We start from the raw sequence: 17,422 nt of genomic DNA, 5'->3' as shown, positions 1-17,422 counted from the left end.
TTAATGTTATTATATAAGAAAGCGGTGCCTCTTGTAATGCAAACATGTGTGTTTCATATGGATAAATGTGACCTTAAGGCGTATAATGATCGGAGCATCCCGGAAAGAAGGAAACGACCATGTCAGATCAATCCAACCCCAAGAAAGAATCCCTTGCATCTTCTAACGAAAAAATACAGGAATCACCTTCCGGTAAAAGCGGAGCACTCAGTTATTCGGTTGCCTCCAATCCGGTCTATTATGAACAAGGCGCACTGCATGTCCTGTTTGCCGGAGCAAGCCAGACCCTTCCGGGTCACGCCCTCGGTCCTAAATTGTTTGATTATTATCTGTTGCATTATGTAGAAAAAGGGGCGGGTACGTTCCGTACCGAACTGCACACCTACGAGTTATCCGCAGGTGATTGTTTCCTCATTCATCCTGGGCAACTGGTAAGTTACCAGTCTCACGCCCGCAACCCATGGCAATATCGCTGGATTGCCTTCACAGGCAGCCAGGCTGGCCAACATACCGAGGAAGCCGGGTTCCGCCCGGAGAAGTCCGTTTTTCATGCTGGACCATCCTGTGGGATATCCGATTGGCTATCCGTGATGCAGGATGCTTTTGCCGAGCGCAAAGAAAGCTCCCATTTCACATCACTGGGTACGTTATATATGATTCTAGCCGAAGCACAGAATCACCTTTCGCAGGGCCAAACCTTAATTCCAGGTGAATCCTCCATCCGACGTACGGTGAAACAGATGATTCAATATATGTCTACCCAATATGCCTATCCTGTCTCCATTGAACAAATGTCTGCGAGTCTTGGATACAACCGCGCGTATTTATCCCGTATTTTCAAACAGGAAACCGGTCTTTCACCAGTCACCTATCTGCTAAAACTACGGATCGACAAGTCGCGCCAACTCCTGAGAGAACGCCCGGATCTGTCCATCGAACAGGTATCTGCATCAGTTGGACTGCCAGACGCGCTATATTTCTCCAAACAGTTCAAACGATTTCACGGTGAAGCGCCTAGCTTGTATCGAGAGAAAATATTGTCCCGTCCACTACATCAGGGTTTACAGAAAAATGCTCAACAAATCAAACGGTGAGCAACACAACGGACGGAACACGTACGACAAAAAAAGGTGCATTCCGCCATTATGGCTAAGATGCACCTTTTACACTTTATTTATTTGTCATCAGGCTCTGGAGACAGGATGGATTCAATCCGTTCCAATTCCTCTGTAGAGAAATCCAATTGGCTGAGTGCAGCCACATTCTCTTCAATCTGGGAAGGACGACTTGCGCCAATAAGCGCGGAAGTTACCCTGCCATTACGCAGCACCCATGAGAGTGAAAATTGGGCCAAACTCTGACCACGGGCTGCTGCAATCTGGTTCAGCGCACGCACTTTGCGGAGCGTCTCTGGAGAGATGTTGTTTTCATTCAGGAATACCGACGGTCCTTTGGCACGTGAGTCTTCCGGGATACCATTCAAGTATTTGTTCGTGAGCACACCTTGTGCCAATGGACAGAATGCAATACTGCCTGTTCCATACTCATCCAGCACGTCCTGCAAACCATCTTCAATCCAGCGGTCCAGCAGCGAGTATTTCGGTTGATGGATTAACAGGGGCGTACCCAGACCTTTCAGAATTTCGGCAGCCTGTCTCGTCTGCTCTGCGGGATAGTTGGAGATCCCTACATAAAGGGCTTTGCCCGAGCGAACAATATGATCCAGTGCCATCATCGTTTCTTCCAAAGGTGTTTCGGGATCATAACGATGTGAATAGAAAATATCTACATAATCCAGGCCCATACGCTTCAAGCTCTGATTCAGACTGGATACCAGATTTTTGCGTGAACCCCACTCGCCATACGGTCCGGGCCACATATAATACCCCGCTTTGGTGGAGATCACCAGTTCATCACGATAAGGTTTCAGATCCTGGGCCAGTACCTGTCCAAATAACTGCTCTGCCGAACCTGCCGGTGGGCCATAGTTGTTGGCAAGATCAAAATGTGTAATACCCAGATCAAATGATCGGGTAATCATATTACGACCATTCTCAGCGTTATTGATACCGCCAAAATTATGCCACAGCCCCAGTGAAATCGCTGGCAGTTTCAAACCTGAACGTCCAACGCGGTTATATTTCATCGTTTCATAGCGAGTATCGCTTGCTACGTAGACCATTATGAATCCCTTCTTTCCCCAGGTTCCGCCTCTTGTATCCGGTCTATACCGGAGAATGCGGTTATTCAGTCCATACGTTCAACCAAGAAGCTGGTCCACATTATTCATTACCTCACCAATCGGCTCTGTAATCAGCAAATCAGCCCTGCTGTCGTAAGCGGTAGGTGTAGCGTTGAGCAGAACGGTATGTTTTCCCTGAAAATACGTAATTAACTGGGCCGCCGGATATACCGTCAGTGACGTGCCTCCCACGAGTAACAGATCTGCAGAAGACAGTGCATCAATGGAACGATACAATGTCGTCTGATCCAGCTCCTCTTCGTACAGCACCACATCCGGTTTGATCACACCACCACATGTGTTACAGCGAGGCACGGTATCTTGGGACTGTATAATATCATTCAGCGTATAAAACTGCTTGCAATCCAAGCAGGCATTACGATGAATTGAACCGTGAAGCTCAAAAACATTGCTACTGCCTGCCTTCTGATGTAGTCCGTCGATATTTTGCGTGATCACTGCCTGAAGTTTTCCCTCCTGCTCCAAACGGGCCAATAGACGATGGCACCCATTCGGTTCCGCATCTGGATGAAGCATTTTGCCACGATAAAAATCATAAAAAATATCGGCATGTTGATCAAAAAAATGTCGGCTTAATAACTCTTCCGGTGGATAAGGCGAATGCTGCTCCGTCTGATACAGACCCGCAGCCGAGCGGAAGTCGGGAATCCCGCTTTCCGTTGAAGTCCCGGCCCCTCCGAAAAAAACAATCCGGGAGCTTTCCTGAATCCAGGCAGCCAGTTGTTCTGTTGCGTTCATCCTCTCTCCTCCTTTTATTTACTATATAAATTGAACTAAAGAATATTTACACTGACCACTCCGATGACAGAACAACCTTCCGATCGCTGTTATCCCCAGATTTTTTTTGATTCCTTTCCTAAGGGGAAAATCCGAGGATAAAGGCGAACACTCCGTTTCTTTAGGTTATTTCTGTCCTCTCCATTTGGTGTAAATATTAGTTCAATTTATATAGTCCAATCAGGTCAGGGTGACTTATAAAATAACGCTTATCTCATTATAATGACGAATAATGGCATGGGCATCAACCAGGTGAGATCCTTGATCTAACTGTGAACAGTAACCGAGGGTATAGGATACCTCTGCGTGCCGCCCCATCTGCATATCCCCATTGCTGTCTCCAACTACAACGGCCTCCGCAGGATCGATATGTAATTCACGGCAAGCCAAGAGTGCTGCTTCTCTATCCGGTTTGCCCTGGGTCACCCGATCACAGCCCACAATGGAGGTGAAAAAGGAACGAATCCCCATCCAATCCAGATGTGTTTCTGCTGCCGCTGTACTATCTGAAGTGACGACCGCCAGTGGTATGTCTGCTGCCCTGCATTTCTGCAAGAAATCCAGCAATCCTGACATTGGTTCAGCGGATTTGCGCTCTCTTACCGATCTCATGGCTACACTTGAAAATTGGCGTATCGTTGTGATCGCTTCATTCCATGGTATGCCTGCTGCATATAGCTGCCCGGCAAGCAATCCCGTGCACTCATCCACAGTCGCAATGGCAAGTGGGCCTTGCGGATCATATCCAACAATATGACCTTGCGGATTATGGGTAGTGCCCAGAACATGCTCCCGTTCAACTGTAAATGAAGCTCCGAGTTCATTCATACGTGATTGCAACTGATCCAGTAATGCCTCTGCCCACGGCCCCCATAGCTGGAGGAATTCCAGCAGTGTTCCATCTTTATCGAACAGGATACCTTTACATGGGATCTGCACTCCATTCACTTGAAGCATGGTCATCCATATCACCTCCATTAAGTTATGCTATAAATGCATTCAACCCTTAATGCAGAATAATTAAATCAAAACCTACTTGATGGTACTTAACCAAGCCAGCACCGTCTTGACCGTCTGATTCAGCTGTTCTTCTCCACTCACTTCCGGCTCGCCATCTCCTTTTTGATGACCATAATCACCAAACTGGGCGTGGTTACCACCTTCAATGGTGTAATATACCGTGTCTTCTGGAAGATACATCCGTCCACTCTGATACTTCGTAGCATTCACGACTTCATCTTTAGTACCTAGAATAGATAAAGCAGGTATTCCAAGTGACTTTACGCTCCCTTTTTCATCCGGGTAAGATGCCAAGAAGAAAATCCCGTGAAGTGCATCTGGATGTGCGGCTACATAACGTGCAGCCATGGACCCGCCGAGAGAGTGTCCACCCATAACAAATTGTTCGTCTGGATATGCGGCCAGAATCTCATCTGCCAAGTTTGGCTTAAGCACTGCCAGGTTAACTGGCATCTTGGCAATAATCGTGTGATGACCCGCAGCAGCCAGCTCATGCGCAAGTGGTGCATAACTTTCCGGTTTTACCAGTCCACCAGGATAGAAAAGTACACTTTTCCCAGACGGTTTGTCTGGCACAAAATCAATCCAGTTCTCTTGTTCACTCACTGTCACCGGATTGGCTGTTTCCATGGCCGCTTGGGCTGTTTCCTGTGGACCGTATGGTGTGAATAATTTCCACGCAACAAATCCACATCCAATGACAATGAGCGCCAGAAGTACGAGCAGGAATTTCCCGATGCCCCTCTTCTTGCGCCCTATATTATACCGATTTCTCAACGTTAATCACCTTTCTTCACTTCCGCAGGTGCCGCGGCTCACAGAATTGGGAGCCTTTGTTTATCAGGCTCCCCTTCTACGAATTGAAAAAATATTATTCAGCCTTGGCCTTGCGGTAAGCATCCATATATTGTTCCGCTTTGCGACGGACATGACTCAGGTCACCCGTCTTCACAGCTTCCGATGTCAAGTCGGAGCCGATCCCTACAGCGACTGCTCCACCCTTGATCCAATCCCCCAGATTAGACAAGGATACCCCGCCAGTTGGCATAAAATTCGCCTGCGGCATAGGGCCCTTCATCGTTTTGATAATCGAAGGATCATATAGGTTACCCGGGAACAACTTCACAATGTCCACGCCGAGTTCCAATGCGCGTTGAACGTCAGCAATCGTCATCACACCAGGCAGAATCGGAATTCGATACAGGTTGCAGATCTGAACGGTATCCGGGTTCAGGGAAGGTCCGACTACAAACTCGGCACCCGACATGATGGCCGCTCTTGCCGTTTGCGGTTCAAGCACCGTTCCCGCACCAATAATCGCGAATTTCTCTGGATCTTGTGTGTTCCAATGGTATACACGGCTTAATTTTTCAATGGCTTTGAGTGCACTGGGTACTGTCATCGTAATCTCGATAACTTTAATGCCACCCGCAATCGCTTGCTCGGCCATGGCAATGACTTGATCAGCAGAATCTGCACGCAGAACTGCCACAACCCCATTGTCCGTAATCTTTTGCAACAGCTGAAGCTTCTTCATTTCATTCTCTCCCTTGTCAATGTGGTGGTTGTGTATACAAGCCTTACATTTAAGAACGAAGATGAGCCATATATGATTTAGAGCGACTAACGCTCAACATGGGCAACGTTGTTCAGCTTGGCCTCGACCTGCCCCCACGTCGGGAGCGCCTCCCAATCGCCAACAGCCTGTATAACCATGGAACCGGTCAAATTGCCGAGACGGGTTGCTTCCTGCGGGGAGTATCCTTTTAATATACCCGATAAAAATCCCGCGCAGAATCCATCTCCTGCTCCTACCGTATCCAGAACATTATCCGCCTTAAAGTACGGAACTTCAGTTAGGGTACCATTCGCCAATACGTAGGTCAAATCAGGGCCACCCTTCACGATGCACACAGCATTCATGGCAGATAAACGCTCAAGTACTTTTTGATCATTTTCTTCGTTATATAGAAGTTTCATCTCGTCCAGACCCGGTAAAAAGTAGTCCGCCAGTTCAGCTAAACGCAGTATAACCGGACGGGCCTCATCCGCAGACCATAGTTTGAGACGCAGATTTGGATCAAAGCTTACTTTCACACCTGCCTGTTTGGCAATATGTATGGCAGCCTCTACCGTAGCAAGTCCGGACGGGCTTATTGCTGCCGTTATACCCGTAACGTGCAATATCTTCGCCCCGGCAATATAATCAGGATCCAGATCATCAGGTGTGATCGCACTTGCAGCAGATAGCTTCCTATAATAATGCACCGAGGCTTTCCCGGAAGCGTTCTCACGAATCATTAAACCAGTGGGCTCGTCATCACTTAACCTTACCCGGGATACATCTACGCCTTCACCGCGAATGGCTTTCAGAATCATACTGCCGATCGGATCATTGCCCAAACGTCCAAACCAACCACTGGTATGCCCCAGGCGGGATACGCCAATAGCCAGATTGCTCTCAGCACCCCCGAAAGACTTGTCCAGTGTGGCTGCATATTCCAGCCCTCTTGTATCCTTGGCAGTCAGCAAACCCATACTCTCCCCAAATGTAATAATTTCCGGGCTTGGATAGGGACTCGTTGACATGATTTCTTCCCTCCTTATAGTTACATTCCCTCATCTTCTTTTTCTATTGTCATCCTCTATGCAACCGTTGTCAATCCCGGAGCGTTCATTTTGTTGTCACAGCTTTGATAAAAGATAACGCTTACTAATGTGAATTAAATCACAATAGATAATGCACATCCATATTACCCTTATTACAGATGCAAATGACCTGGCAACCAGGGTCTACAAGGGGGCTACACCATGAAAAATCAGACACTGATCCGGGATGATCAGGAATCTTTCTTTTACAATCTGCGCTTTATGCTTATCGTCTGTGTCCTTGCTGGTAATGCACTTGAACCACTCATCACACGTTTTGCAGGAGCGGAAGCTCTGTTCCTGTGGATATATACGTTTCACATGCCACTCTTTGTATGGGTAACCGGGTATTTTGCGACACACTCACTCCAGGGTGAATCTGGGCGAAATGTCCTGAAGCAGATTGCACTACAGTATGTACTGTTTCAGTCCTTATACGCATTGATGGACTTTACCGTATTCCACACACCCCATATGCGGCTATCCTTCTTTGCACCTTACTTGCTGTTATGGTTTCTCGCGAGTCATTTCTGTTGGCGACTGTTGCTTCGTCTGACGATTTCCTGGAAACCGATATATCGGCTGATTGGATCGATTGCGCTTGGTGTAATTGCCGGGTATTTGCCCATCGACGGGTTCTGGCTCAGCTTCAGCCGTACGTTTGTATTTTTGCCGTTTTTTGTCATCGGTTATGACTATGGAGCAACCATCCGTTCACATTTATTATCCGGTTGGGGGCGAAAAACCGCAGCCATCCTCTCTGCTGCACTGTTGGTATGGATCGGGTATGGGGGTTTGAATATTTCATCCGGATGGTTACTCGGAAGCATGACGTACGCCGAATTGGGTCACCACGAATGGTATGCCGGCATCTTCCGGGTGGGTGTCTACTTGCTGGAAATCGCATCTGCAGCACTGTTCTTGGCTTGGGTACCTTCCTTGACTTCCAGACTGACGGACCTTGGACGACGCACACTCTATGTGTTCCTGCTGCATGGGTTTCTCGTTCGTCTCGCAATCTGGTCCGGAGTCTACAGTTATATGGGAAGCTCGGCGTATATTCCAGTCATACTTGTCATTGCCATACTCTTCGCAGTCACACTGGCTCTGCCGGCTGTACGTCACACGTTCAAACCCGTAATTGAACCGAATATATCCCGATTTTCTTTCAATCGACATGAAGTGTTTAAACGGTCGGCCTAATGCTCTGACGGATCTCTTCACCATCGATTCTATCCTAGTGAATTGTTTCAGGCTGGAAATAAGGTGGTAAATTAGGGATACGCGCTACAAAAAACAACTTATCGTTGTAAGGAGTGATTTGTAATGGCACGTCAACCGACGTCAGAACACAAGATGAGCCGTGAGGAAGCTGGCAGATTAGGTGGCAAAGCGACTTCCAAGAACCATGATCGAAGCTTCTACCAGATGATTGGAAAAAAGGGTGGCGAAGCGACTTCTGATGCCCATGATACTGACTTTTACAAGCAGATTGGTCGCAAGGGCGGAGAAGCAACCTCCGAAACTCATAATAAGGAATTCTATCGTGAGATTGGACGCAAAGGCGGAAGCAACTAATGAATTCCGCTCGCCACATCGAAACATGATCATAGCTTTCCCGCAAATCAAGAAGTCTAATTCCATGAAAATGGTTTGAGGCTTCTTTCTATTGTTTGTAGAAATATGACGACGGTTGTGATAGACTCAATAGAAAAACCGGGTGTTCACGGGTTTAAAGCAGCAAAGAATTTCACAAACTACGGGGAGCTCGACACCGGCATGCCGGTCCTTTTTTTTAGAGTACGGATGAAATTAAACGACAGATGCACTGCCATTTACTTTTCCATTCATGTTGCTCAATATTATATATTTGGGGGGAATACACCATGTCAGCCAAGAAGATGCGTTCCGATATGATCAAAAAAGGTTTTGACCGTGCACCACACCGGAGTTTGCTCCGCGCAGCGGGCGTTAAAGAAGAGGATTTCGGCAAGCCGTTTATTGCCGTATGTAACTCATACATCGATATCGTGCCCGGCCACGTCCACCTTCAGGAATTCGGTAAAATTGTAAAGGATGCTATTCGTGAAGCCGGTGGCGTTCCATTCGAATTCAACACCATCGGAGTAGATGATGGTATTGCCATGGGACACATTGGTATGCGTTACTCGCTGCCAAGCCGTGACATTATCGCGGATTCCGTGGAAACCGTTGTATCTGCACACTGGTTCGACGGCATGGTATGTATCCCGAACTGTGACAAAATCACACCAGGCATGATGATGGGTGCACTTCGTGTAAACATCCCTACCCTGTTCGTAAGTGGTGGACCAATGAAAGCTGGTCGTGACAGCAATGGTAAAGCTCTTTCCCTGACATCCGTATTTGAAGGTGTAGGTGCTTACCAAGCAGGTAAAATCGATGATAAGAGCTTGCTTGAACTTGAACAGTTCGGCTGTCCAACATGTGGATCATGTTCCGGTATGTTTACGGCAAACTCCATGAACTGTCTGGCTGAAGCGATGGGACTGGCTATGCCAGGTAACGGAACCATCCTTGCCGTTGCTCCTGAGCGTCGTGAGTTTGTTAAACAATCCGCTACCCAATTGATGGAACTCATCAAAATGGACTTGAAACCACGTGATATCGTAACTGTAGAAGCGATCGATAATGCGTTTGCACTGGATATGGCGATGGGCGGATCTACGAATACAGTACTGCACACGCTGGCACTGGCTCATGAAGCAGGTATCGAGTATCCAATCGAACGTATTAATGAAGTAGCTAACCGCGTTCCACATCTGGCGAAACTTGCACCTGCTTCCGATCTCCACATCGAAGACGTTCACAATGCAGGCGGCGTAAGCGCAGTGCTGAACGAATTGCTCAAGAAACCAGGCGCAATTCATGGAGACTGCATTACGGTAACAGGTAAAACAATCCGTGAGAACGTTGAAGGAAAAGAAATTCAGGATACAAATGTCATTCACCACCTGGATAACCCGCATTCCGAAAAAGGCGGCCTGGCTGTATTGTTTGGTAACCTTGCACCACAAGGCGCTATCATCAAAGTTGGTGCAGTTGATGCTTCGGTTGGTGGATACCACAAAGGTCCTGCCATCTGCTTTGACTCCCAAGAGCAAGCGCTTGAAGGTATTGCTAACGGCAAAGTAAAAGAAGGACATGTTGTTGTTATCCGTTATGAAGGACCAAAAGGCGGACCAGGTATGCCTGAGATGCTGGCTCCTACTTCCCAGATCGTAGGTATGGGATTGGGTGCCAAAGTTGGTCTGATCACCGATGGACGCTTCTCTGGCGCATCCCGCGGAATCAGTATCGGACATATCTCTCCGGAAGCAGCTGAGGGTGGTCCAATCGCCTTTGTTGAAGAAGGAGACATCATCGAGCTGGATCTGAACAATCGTATCATCGAATTGCACATCAGTGACGAAGAGTTTGAACGTCGTCGCGCAGGTTGGAAAGGCTTTGAACCGAAAGTAAAAACCGGTTACCTGGCTCGTTATTCCAAACTGGTTACCAACGCAAGCAACGGTGGCGTACTGAGTATCTAATTCACTAATAAATAAAGGGTTGCTCTTCTGCCAAATCTGGCGAAGGGCAACCCTTTTCTTTTGCTGGTTGGTGTGATCAGTCCGTTTAGTTCCGCTCTGGCAGTATCTCTTGTTCAATTAACAACGATTCATCTCTGGATTCTTCTACCGTTGCTGCTACCTGCATCGTATGTTGACCGTAACGTTCCAATAATAGATCCAGCGGCATGGCAATCATCTTGGGTACCAGTTGTTCAGTACGCTGTTTCAAACGTTTGGTTCCTGCCGGGTGGATTACACTTAACAGCAGCTTCAAGTATACTTTGGATGCAGCACTGAACGGTCCAGGAGGCAATTCTTGTATGGTAAATCCGAATTTTTCTGGGCCTCTGTTAATCATACTCACACCGTATATCGCCTTGGCAGAGCGTAACTCAGGTTCGAGTGCCACCATGCGTGCCAAATCCGGCAATTGCTGTTCCATCGTCCGAATCATGCGAATAGCCAAATGCATACTGGAACGTGACGTCACTCCAAGTTCAAACAATTTCTGATTGTCAAAATGTAGTTCTATTACCGGATCTCCATTTTGAATGACATGGCCATCATTCATCTCCACTCGTGCTCCGTGATATACACGTGATCTGAAGTGCAGCATGGGTTCCTCTGGCGAAGCCGTCCGAAGATGATATACCCAGTGGAACAGCTTCTCCCAGCCCAGCCATAGGGCAACAACGATTCGTTTCCATAGTTTCAATGGTGTCTGTAATTGCATTTTGTTCTGAGATTCGCTCACTGTGATACCTCCCATCAACGTATCAACGCGTACGCTTTGCAGGCCAAGCCGTTCAGCTTCCTGTAATACGACTTCCAGCGCCTGAAGCATCTGCTCCGGCGCGTGTGCATCAGCACCCAGGGTCGTTCCTCGATCATGCAGCAGCATGACCTCTCCGCCTCTCAGTTCCTTCAGCATCCGTTCAGTCAATCTCTGGGCACCTACTCGGCTTCTCCAGTCTTCAAACATGGAGGACCACAGTACAATCTTTCGTTCTTTCTTGCTGAAAAAATCAAACAGATTCATAATCCCCCACGGTGGACGATAATAACAAGTCTTCACGCCGGTTACTTCATGAATAATCTGACCTGTTCGCTGAATCTGATCTCGAACGGTACGTGGCCGCATGAGCCAGTTCGTCTTGTGAATATAATTATGAATGCCAATAAGATGACCTTCCTCATGTATGCGCTGTATGAGTTCAGGATGACTCGCTGCATGTTCTCCAACGACAAAAAATGTGGCTTTTGCTTGATGCTGACGAAGCAGATCGAGCAGTCTTGGCGTATAATGTGGATCTGGCCCATCGTCAAACGTTAATGCAAATTGTGTATCACTTCTTCCCCGTCGAAATACACGAAAACCAAAAAGCCTGCTGATCAAACTTGGAATAAAGGCGTAAAAAGATGAAAGATACAATAACCACAGTAGAATACTCTGAAGTATCGTTGTCATGTTGCAAGCTCCCCACTTCTCCTGCTGAATTACGGTGCACTATGGCACTATCTAAAATAAACCGCCTTTAATTTTATCATAGTTCAGACTTTTCTTGAATCCTGTTTTCCCAAAAAGATAGCTATCGTGTACAATAAATACAATCTAATTATTGCCATCAAAGGAGCCATGTCCATGCTACCGCTTTACAAAAAATACGGGCGAACTGTCTTTGACATCGCATTGCTCGTATTAACCGTGTATGTGATCATGTACGGTTTCAGTCAATTATACCATGTGGCTGCACCGGTCTTTCTATCATTCATTGTGTATTGGATGATTGAACCGCTGGCCAAATTTTTACATCGCAAAGGATTGCCCAAGACGCTTGGAGCCGCCATCTCCGTCTTGTTGTTTCTTGCATTAATTGTCGCTGCCTTTTTTGGGGTAGGTTTGATTATCATTTCACAGATTTCCAATCTTCAAGATAATTTCCCCGTATACATTGAAATGATACAACGTGAATTCACCAATCTGGTGTTATTCATTCAGGACAAGTCAGACGCTCTCCCTGATGGAGTTATGGAAAAAGCGAATGATTATTTTGCAACACTGACCGGGTTCCTGTCCAAATGGGTAACTAGCGGAGCGCAATTCGTCGTAGGTTTCCTCAGTTCATTCTCTTCGTTTATTACGAACTTCGGAATTGCGATTATTCTGGCATTTTTCCTCAGTATCGAGATTGAATCCTGGCGCAAGTTCGCCCGTGCGAAAACGCCCAAAACATTAAAGTTAGCTATTGAATTCATGCGTAATCACGTGTTCAAAACAATCCGCTCGTATCTGAAGGCACAGATGATCATGATGCTCATTACGTTTGTATTGATTTATGCAGGTTTGTTGATTTTGGGAACCTCTAATGCCTTTACCATTGCAGCAGTCTGTGCGGTTTTTGATCTGGTACCCTTGCTTGGCGTTCCTGTTGTATTTATTCCATGGATCGTCTACTTATTCATTATTGGCAATAGTAGCCTGGCGATTGGCCTGATTGTGATTCTGGCAGTAACGATGCTGACACGGCAGTTGCTGGAACCAAAAATATCGGGTAACTCGATTGGTGTATCTTCGGCGTACTTGATGCTTTCGTTTATGCTGATCTCCCTTTCGATCTTTGGCCTGGCTGGTGTAGTGTTATCTCCAGTGCTTCTGATCCTTCTGAAAGAACTGTTACAACAAGGATACCTGCAAAAGTGGATTCACCTGCCAAAAGATGAATTTGAATCCTCTCCATTGGTCATGGACCCACCCGTTAGTAAGGCCTCTGCGAATTCTGCCGAATCTACTGTACAACGTCCCGTTCCTGCGAAGGATCATGAGGACTCCGCCAAATAGTCCATCACCTTCCTGAAGAGAGCTGTCGCCTGATGATGGCTGTCTGGAGAGACATTTTGGACAAGAACAGCTACGGCGTACTTGGGTTGTTCTATCGGTCCATAACCAATGAACCATTGATTGTTAAGCTTCTCTACATGTTTCTGTACCTGAGCTGTACCTGACTTCCCTGCAACATGCCACCGTGCACGCTGCAGGGATTTTCCTGTTCCCTCACGGACTACCTTATTCATCCAGGATATCAGTTTATGCGCTGTTGCGGGAGCAATCTGTCCTGATGCTGAAGGTGAATCGTGCAAGGGCATCTCCAGCATGGTGCCACCATCCGCATATCGAATGCGCTTAACGAGACGTGGGGCACTAACTTTTCCATCATGTAACAGTGTAACGATCAGATTGGCAGCTTGCAGCGGTGTGACCAAGACATCTCGCTGACCAATTGCTGTCTGTATTTTTGCACCTTCATCAGCAGAAGAAACAGCCTCTGTTCTCACACGCCCGTGATCCTCATGATCAAAGTGTCGTAACACAGGCATTCCTGCCATCTGCTTCCCTTCCCAGCCAATCGGACGCGCGAGTCCCAGACGAGCAGCCGTGTTCTCCAGTTGTTCCATACTCAGCCTGCGCGCCGTTTCTGCGAATACGATGTTGCAAGACTCAGCGAATCCTTGCTCCAGATTCAAGTCTCCATGACCATGCTCCTTCCAGCAAGACAACCCATATCTTCCGTACTCACCACCACAATGGAATTCTTCTCCGTTAGAAACCGCATGATACTCCAAAGCAGCAGCCGCAGTGACAATTTTGAAAATCGAACCCGGCACGGCTCCCTGTACTGCACGATTCCCCCAGGCCGATTCTTTAGGGTCCACATGTTGTGGCTGATAGAAAGGACGGGAGATCATGGCGCGAACATCTGCGTTAGCGGCATCTAACACAACAATGGCCCCTTCTTGTAATCCAGATTCTTGCGTCAACTCTTCCAACCCACGCTGTAACTCAGCATCCACTGTGGTTTCTACACGTAAAGGATAATGGCTATTGGTCGGTGCAATGACGTGCGGCTGAATATCAGGGATAATCTCTCCACCACCCGAGACCATGCGTGATACAAGCGTAGGGCCAATTCCCCTTAACAGGGGTTCAAGTGTCCTCTCCAGTCCGGCTGCTCCTGATTTCATGGCAAATGGCTGTTTTACTTCATCCTGATGCCCAGTTAGAACTTTGGAGGACTCAGGCTGTTCAGCCAGATAACCCATCCACTGCATTCCTGTATACCCCTGAAGATACCTTGTCATCATTGGATAGATGCCAGCTCCTTGCAGGTGCAAACTACGTAGGCGCTCCACCTGAGCAGCGTTCAAATGAACAGGCTGATGTGTACCTGCTGTCCAGAAATGAGGTATACTTTCCTGATTCCATTCCTTCTTCAATTGATCCGGATCGGTATGTAATATAGCTGCCAACTGTATCATCTCGGAGCCCTCTAACGCCCCATGCTTGCGTAATGTCTCTAATGGTCCTGCCTGTGGAAAAAGAACCAATCCCCAATGCAGTTTACCGGTCAACGCCTCACCCTTGTAATCCGTAAATTGTCCCCGCCCCGGGTCAAGCATCACCCCGCGTTCACGCTGCAATACAGACATTTCACGTACCGTTCGGTGAAATCCAGGCATCGTCTGATTCACCTGAACAATCTGAACCCATCCCAATCGTAATATAAGCAATCCAAAGACAAGAGTTAGAAGAATACAAGTTATATAGATTCGCCGTTTCGCAAGGAGATGCATCCCAATCTCACCTTTTGTCGTTTTGACATATTATTGCTGATATGGCTTGGAATTATCCGGTAAACAAAAAGAAAACCTGTCCCATGTGCGGGACAGGTTCTCCTCATTTCAACTTTGGCTTGTTAAACCGTAAAGCGTGACAAGGTTTCTTTCAGTTCAGTAGACACATTCTCCAGTTTGCCAGACAGATTGACCAGCTGGTTACTGATATTTTGCTGTTCACTGCTCAAGGAAGCTACTTCTTGGGACGTTGCAGAAGATTCTTCAGCTACAGCGCTGACATTGCTCATGGCTTCAGACAACGTACCTTGAGATTTGTTCAAATCTCCAATAGAACCTGTCACCATGCCCAGACGTTCCACAAATGCACCCATCTGTTCCTGTACGGAAGCAAAGATGACGTTGGTGTCTTTAACCGCATCCATCTGTTCCTTGAATAAGGGATAGGCTGCAGACAAAGCATCCACGGTCTCATTCATTTCGGTCATGATTTTGTCTGTGATCTCTCCAACCATCTCAATGGATTGTCTGGATTGAGCCGCAAGCTGACGAACCTCATCAGCAACCACCATGAATCCGCGTCCGGCAGCACCGGCACGTGCTGCTTCAATGGTTGCATTCAGGGAAAGGATATTTGTCTGTTTCGTTATGTTTTGAAGCACTTCAAGCACTTTCAGAACAGAAGACGTACTCTCTTTCAGTGAATCAACCTTATTCACCAGTGCACCAATCATTTCTTCTGTCTTTTGCGTTTTGGTCATCAACTGATTCAGATGTTGTGTTCCTGTCTGACTGGACTTCTCTACATGACGAGCAGAATCACCCATCTGTTCATTAGCAGCGATTACACTCTGCATCTGACGAGAGATATTGTCAGTTAATTCATTGCCACGTTCCGCTTCGGTTGCCAAACTGCCTGCACCGCCTGCGATCTCTTCTGTAGCTACGGCAATCTCCGAAGCAGATACAGCCGTTTTCTTGGATGCACTGCTCAGCTCAGAGGCCGTATCCAATACTTCCTGCGCAGAACGATTGGTTTGTTCAACCAGCTTAGTGATCTGCTCCATCATCAGATTGAAGGCGGTCGAGAGCTGACCAATTTCATCCTGTGAGCTATATGGTGTACGAACTTTAAGATTACCTTTCGCACCTTCCTGCATCAGGTCTTTCAATTTGCCGAGTGGACGAGCGATCATACGCACCATCCAGATCCCGATCAATACTGCAATCCCCGCATCAACCAGCGCCATCCACAGGGTCAGAGTCAGAATGCCTTTTGCGTCCTGAACCAAAACAGAGGTAGGTATCATACCAACCAGTTTCCAATTGGATGTATCCATCGTACTGTATACAGCCAGCATTTCCGTAGATTTGCCATCTACCGTATACTCCGTATTTGTACTACCTGCTGGTTCGGTCAACTCTTTGACAAATGCAAGCTCTGTTTCTTGTCCTGTACGATCCGAGATGGAGGATGCAACCACTTTATTATCCGGAGCAATTAGTTGAAGAATAGCTCCTGGCCCAAGATCAAGCGATTTCAATTGTTCCTCCAAAACTTCCAGTTTCAGTTCAATAACCAGAACATACGACTGAGTAGTCCCCTGCAAGTTTTTCATGGAACGTGCAATTTTAAACGTTGGCGTTGAGCCATCTTCTTTGACCTCTGTTGGAAGCCAGCGATAACCGCCCGCCTCAATTAACTCACTGTACCATGCTTCCTGGCGAATGCTGCCCATGGATGAACTGTTGCTGCCGGTACCCATAATGGACTTTGTATCGTCCGTAGGTACCAAATAAATCGCTTCCATAGATTTATTTGTAAATGCAACATTGGACAGTTGCTTGTTGATTGAACTTGAGTTCACGAATGTATCATACGCAGTCAAATTCGTATCTGACATTTTTTGTAGCAAGGACTGCATTTCCGGATCAAAGAAAATCTGTGTGGATGTATCGACAAACCGCTCCAAAATGATGTCCATTTTTTGCTTGGTCTGATCAATGGTCTCCTGATTGGCACGCGAAGCATTTTTCTCTATCGTACCTTTGGCCTTCGAATAGGATAATAGACCTAAACTTACTACAAAAATCATAATTCCCGCAAAAAAGATTAAAAACAGTTTAACCCCTACGGATTTAACCGGATTTGCCTTCTTAATCTGTTGGAAAGAAGACCCTCCAAGGTTTTTCCAATCCCGGTTTTTTAATTGTTTTTTTACCCAATCGGTCTTGATCCAGCCCAGCTTCAATTTACTACGGTCAAACTTAAGTAATTTTTTCCCATTCCCTGTAATTTTACTTTTACCTACTTTTTCTTTCTTCACTTTCTGAACCTTCTCAGGGTTAACCTGCTCGACTTTTGTCACTTGCTCCCCACTGTCTTTCTGCTTCTTTTGAACCAATCCCATTCACCTGCCAGTAATTTACTTGTTAGATTTTTCTTTCTCTCCCCTATAAATATGTAGTATTCGACAGCTTTCTTCGTTCC

13 protein-coding genes and 1 pseudogene are annotated in these 17,422 nt (G+C 46.8%); 5 read left to right on the top strand and 9 right to left on the bottom strand.

Features of this window, described 5'->3' with window-relative positions:
- Positions 1-119: 119 nt before the first annotated feature.
- Positions 120-1,094, top strand: coding sequence for an AraC family transcriptional regulator (locus C170_RS28555; RefSeq protein WP_235200852.1), 975 nt, complete (start codon positions 120-122; stop codon positions 1,092-1,094).
- Between the two features lie 80 nt (positions 1,095-1,174).
- Here the strand turns inward: C170_RS28555 and mgrA are convergent, their stop codons facing one another.
- The 6 genes from mgrA to C170_RS28525 form a co-directional block, all read right to left on the bottom strand.
- The gene (gene mgrA, locus C170_RS28550) at positions 1,175-2,182 is read right to left on the bottom strand and encodes an L-glyceraldehyde 3-phosphate reductase (RefSeq protein ID WP_036616991.1); all 1,008 of its coding nucleotides are present in this window, start codon (positions 2,180-2,182) and stop codon (positions 1,175-1,177) included.
- 78 nt (positions 2,183-2,260) lie between these two features.
- Positions 2,261-3,001, bottom strand: a complete 741-nt coding sequence (locus C170_RS28545; RefSeq protein ID WP_036616989.1) for an NAD-dependent protein deacylase — start codon at positions 2,999-3,001, stop codon at positions 2,261-2,263.
- 234 nt (positions 3,002-3,235) lie between these two features.
- Positions 3,236-4,003: an HAD family hydrolase gene (locus tag C170_RS28540; RefSeq protein ID WP_036616986.1), complete on the bottom strand. Its 768-nt coding sequence runs from the start codon at positions 4,001-4,003 to the stop codon at positions 3,236-3,238.
- Positions 4,004-4,072: 69 nt separating this feature from the next.
- Positions 4,073-4,837: an alpha/beta fold hydrolase gene (locus C170_RS28535; protein ID WP_036616983.1), complete on the bottom strand. Its 765-nt coding sequence runs from the start codon at positions 4,835-4,837 to the stop codon at positions 4,073-4,075.
- 94 nt (positions 4,838-4,931) lie between these two features.
- A complete protein-coding gene (locus C170_RS28530) occupies positions 4,932-5,597 on the bottom strand; it encodes a bifunctional 2-keto-4-hydroxyglutarate aldolase/2-keto-3-deoxy-6-phosphogluconate aldolase (protein WP_017686833.1) in 666 nt (221 codons plus the stop codon).
- An 86-nt stretch (positions 5,598-5,683) separates the two neighbouring features.
- A complete protein-coding gene (locus C170_RS28525) occupies positions 5,684-6,649 on the bottom strand; it encodes a sugar kinase (RefSeq protein ID WP_036616981.1) in 966 nt (321 codons plus the stop codon).
- A 222-nt stretch (positions 6,650-6,871) separates the two neighbouring features.
- Between C170_RS28525 and C170_RS28520 the strand changes: the two genes are divergently transcribed.
- From C170_RS28520 to ilvD, 3 genes and pseudogenes are all read left to right on the top strand, one after another.
- The gene (locus C170_RS28520; RefSeq protein ID WP_036616979.1) at positions 6,872-7,912 is read left to right on the top strand and encodes an acyltransferase family protein; all 1,041 of its coding nucleotides are present in this window, start codon (positions 6,872-6,874) and stop codon (positions 7,910-7,912) included.
- 123 nt (positions 7,913-8,035) lie between these two features.
- Positions 8,036-8,278: pseudogene (locus C170_RS28515) on the top strand (KGG domain-containing protein); the annotation flags it as partial.
- Between the two features lie 317 nt (positions 8,279-8,595).
- Positions 8,596-10,281, top strand: a complete 1,686-nt coding sequence (ilvD, locus tag C170_RS28510; RefSeq protein ID WP_036616973.1) for a dihydroxy-acid dehydratase — start codon at positions 8,596-8,598, stop codon at positions 10,279-10,281.
- An 85-nt stretch (positions 10,282-10,366) separates the two neighbouring features.
- Here the strand turns inward: ilvD and C170_RS28505 are convergent, their stop codons facing one another.
- Positions 10,367-11,770, bottom strand: coding sequence for a polysaccharide deacetylase family protein (locus C170_RS28505; RefSeq protein WP_036616970.1), 1,404 nt, complete (start codon positions 11,768-11,770; stop codon positions 10,367-10,369).
- A gap of 174 nt (positions 11,771-11,944) precedes the next feature.
- Here C170_RS28505 and C170_RS28500 point away from each other — a divergent pair, with 174 nt between their 5' ends.
- Positions 11,945-13,141: an AI-2E family transporter gene (locus C170_RS28500; protein WP_036616967.1), complete on the top strand. Its 1,197-nt coding sequence runs from the start codon at positions 11,945-11,947 to the stop codon at positions 13,139-13,141.
- Here the strand turns inward: C170_RS28500 and C170_RS28495 are convergent.
- Positions 13,120-14,931, bottom strand: a complete 1,812-nt coding sequence (locus tag C170_RS28495; RefSeq protein ID WP_036616965.1) for a peptidoglycan D,D-transpeptidase FtsI family protein — start codon at positions 14,929-14,931, stop codon at positions 13,120-13,122. The genes C170_RS28500 and C170_RS28495 overlap by 22 nt on opposite strands.
- 122 nt (positions 14,932-15,053) lie before the next feature.
- Positions 15,054-17,342, bottom strand: coding sequence for a methyl-accepting chemotaxis protein (locus C170_RS28490; protein WP_036616963.1), 2,289 nt, complete (start codon positions 17,340-17,342; stop codon positions 15,054-15,056).
- Positions 17,343-17,422: the final 80 nt, after the last annotated feature.

It is taken from the genome of Paenibacillus sp. FSL H7-689, assembly GCF_000517905.1.
Lineage (GTDB): Bacteria > Bacillota > Bacilli > Paenibacillales > Paenibacillaceae > Paenibacillus > Paenibacillus amylolyticus.
This window is presented reverse-complemented; position numbering and strand designations above follow the sequence as displayed.

Excerpts from the sequence above, each read along its gene's own strand:
- C170_RS28530 (WP_017686833.1), bottom strand. The coding sequence starts at position 5,597 with ATGAAGAAGCTTCAGCTGTTGCAAAAGATTACGGACAATGGGGTTGTG.
- C170_RS28520 (WP_036616979.1), top strand. The coding sequence starts at position 6,872 with ATGAAAAATCAGACACTGATCCGGGATGATCAGGAATCTTTCTTTTAC.
- C170_RS28540 (WP_036616986.1), bottom strand. The coding sequence starts at position 4,003 with ATGACCATGCTTCAAGTGAATGGAGTGCAGATCCCATGTAAAGGTATC.
- C170_RS28555 (WP_235200852.1), top strand. The coding sequence starts at position 120 with ATGTCAGATCAATCCAACCCCAAGAAAGAATCCCTTGCATCTTCTAAC.
- ilvD (WP_036616973.1), top strand. The coding sequence starts at position 8,596 with ATGTCAGCCAAGAAGATGCGTTCCGATATGATCAAAAAAGGTTTTGAC.
- C170_RS28525 (WP_036616981.1), bottom strand. The coding sequence starts at position 6,649 with ATGTCAACGAGTCCCTATCCAAGCCCGGAAATTATTACATTTGGGGAG.
- C170_RS28490 (WP_036616963.1), bottom strand. The coding sequence starts at position 17,342 with ATGGGATTGGTTCAAAAGAAGCAGAAAGACAGTGGGGAGCAAGTGACA.
- C170_RS28500 (WP_036616967.1), top strand. The coding sequence starts at position 11,945 with ATGCTACCGCTTTACAAAAAATACGGGCGAACTGTCTTTGACATCGCA.
- C170_RS28505 (WP_036616970.1), bottom strand. The coding sequence starts at position 11,770 with ATGACAACGATACTTCAGAGTATTCTACTGTGGTTATTGTATCTTTCA.
- C170_RS28495 (WP_036616965.1), bottom strand. The coding sequence starts at position 14,931 with ATGCATCTCCTTGCGAAACGGCGAATCTATATAACTTGTATTCTTCTA.
- C170_RS28545 (WP_036616989.1), bottom strand. The coding sequence starts at position 3,001 with ATGAACGCAACAGAACAACTGGCTGCCTGGATTCAGGAAAGCTCCCGG.
- mgrA (WP_036616991.1), bottom strand. The coding sequence starts at position 2,182 with ATGGTCTACGTAGCAAGCGATACTCGCTATGAAACGATGAAATATAAC.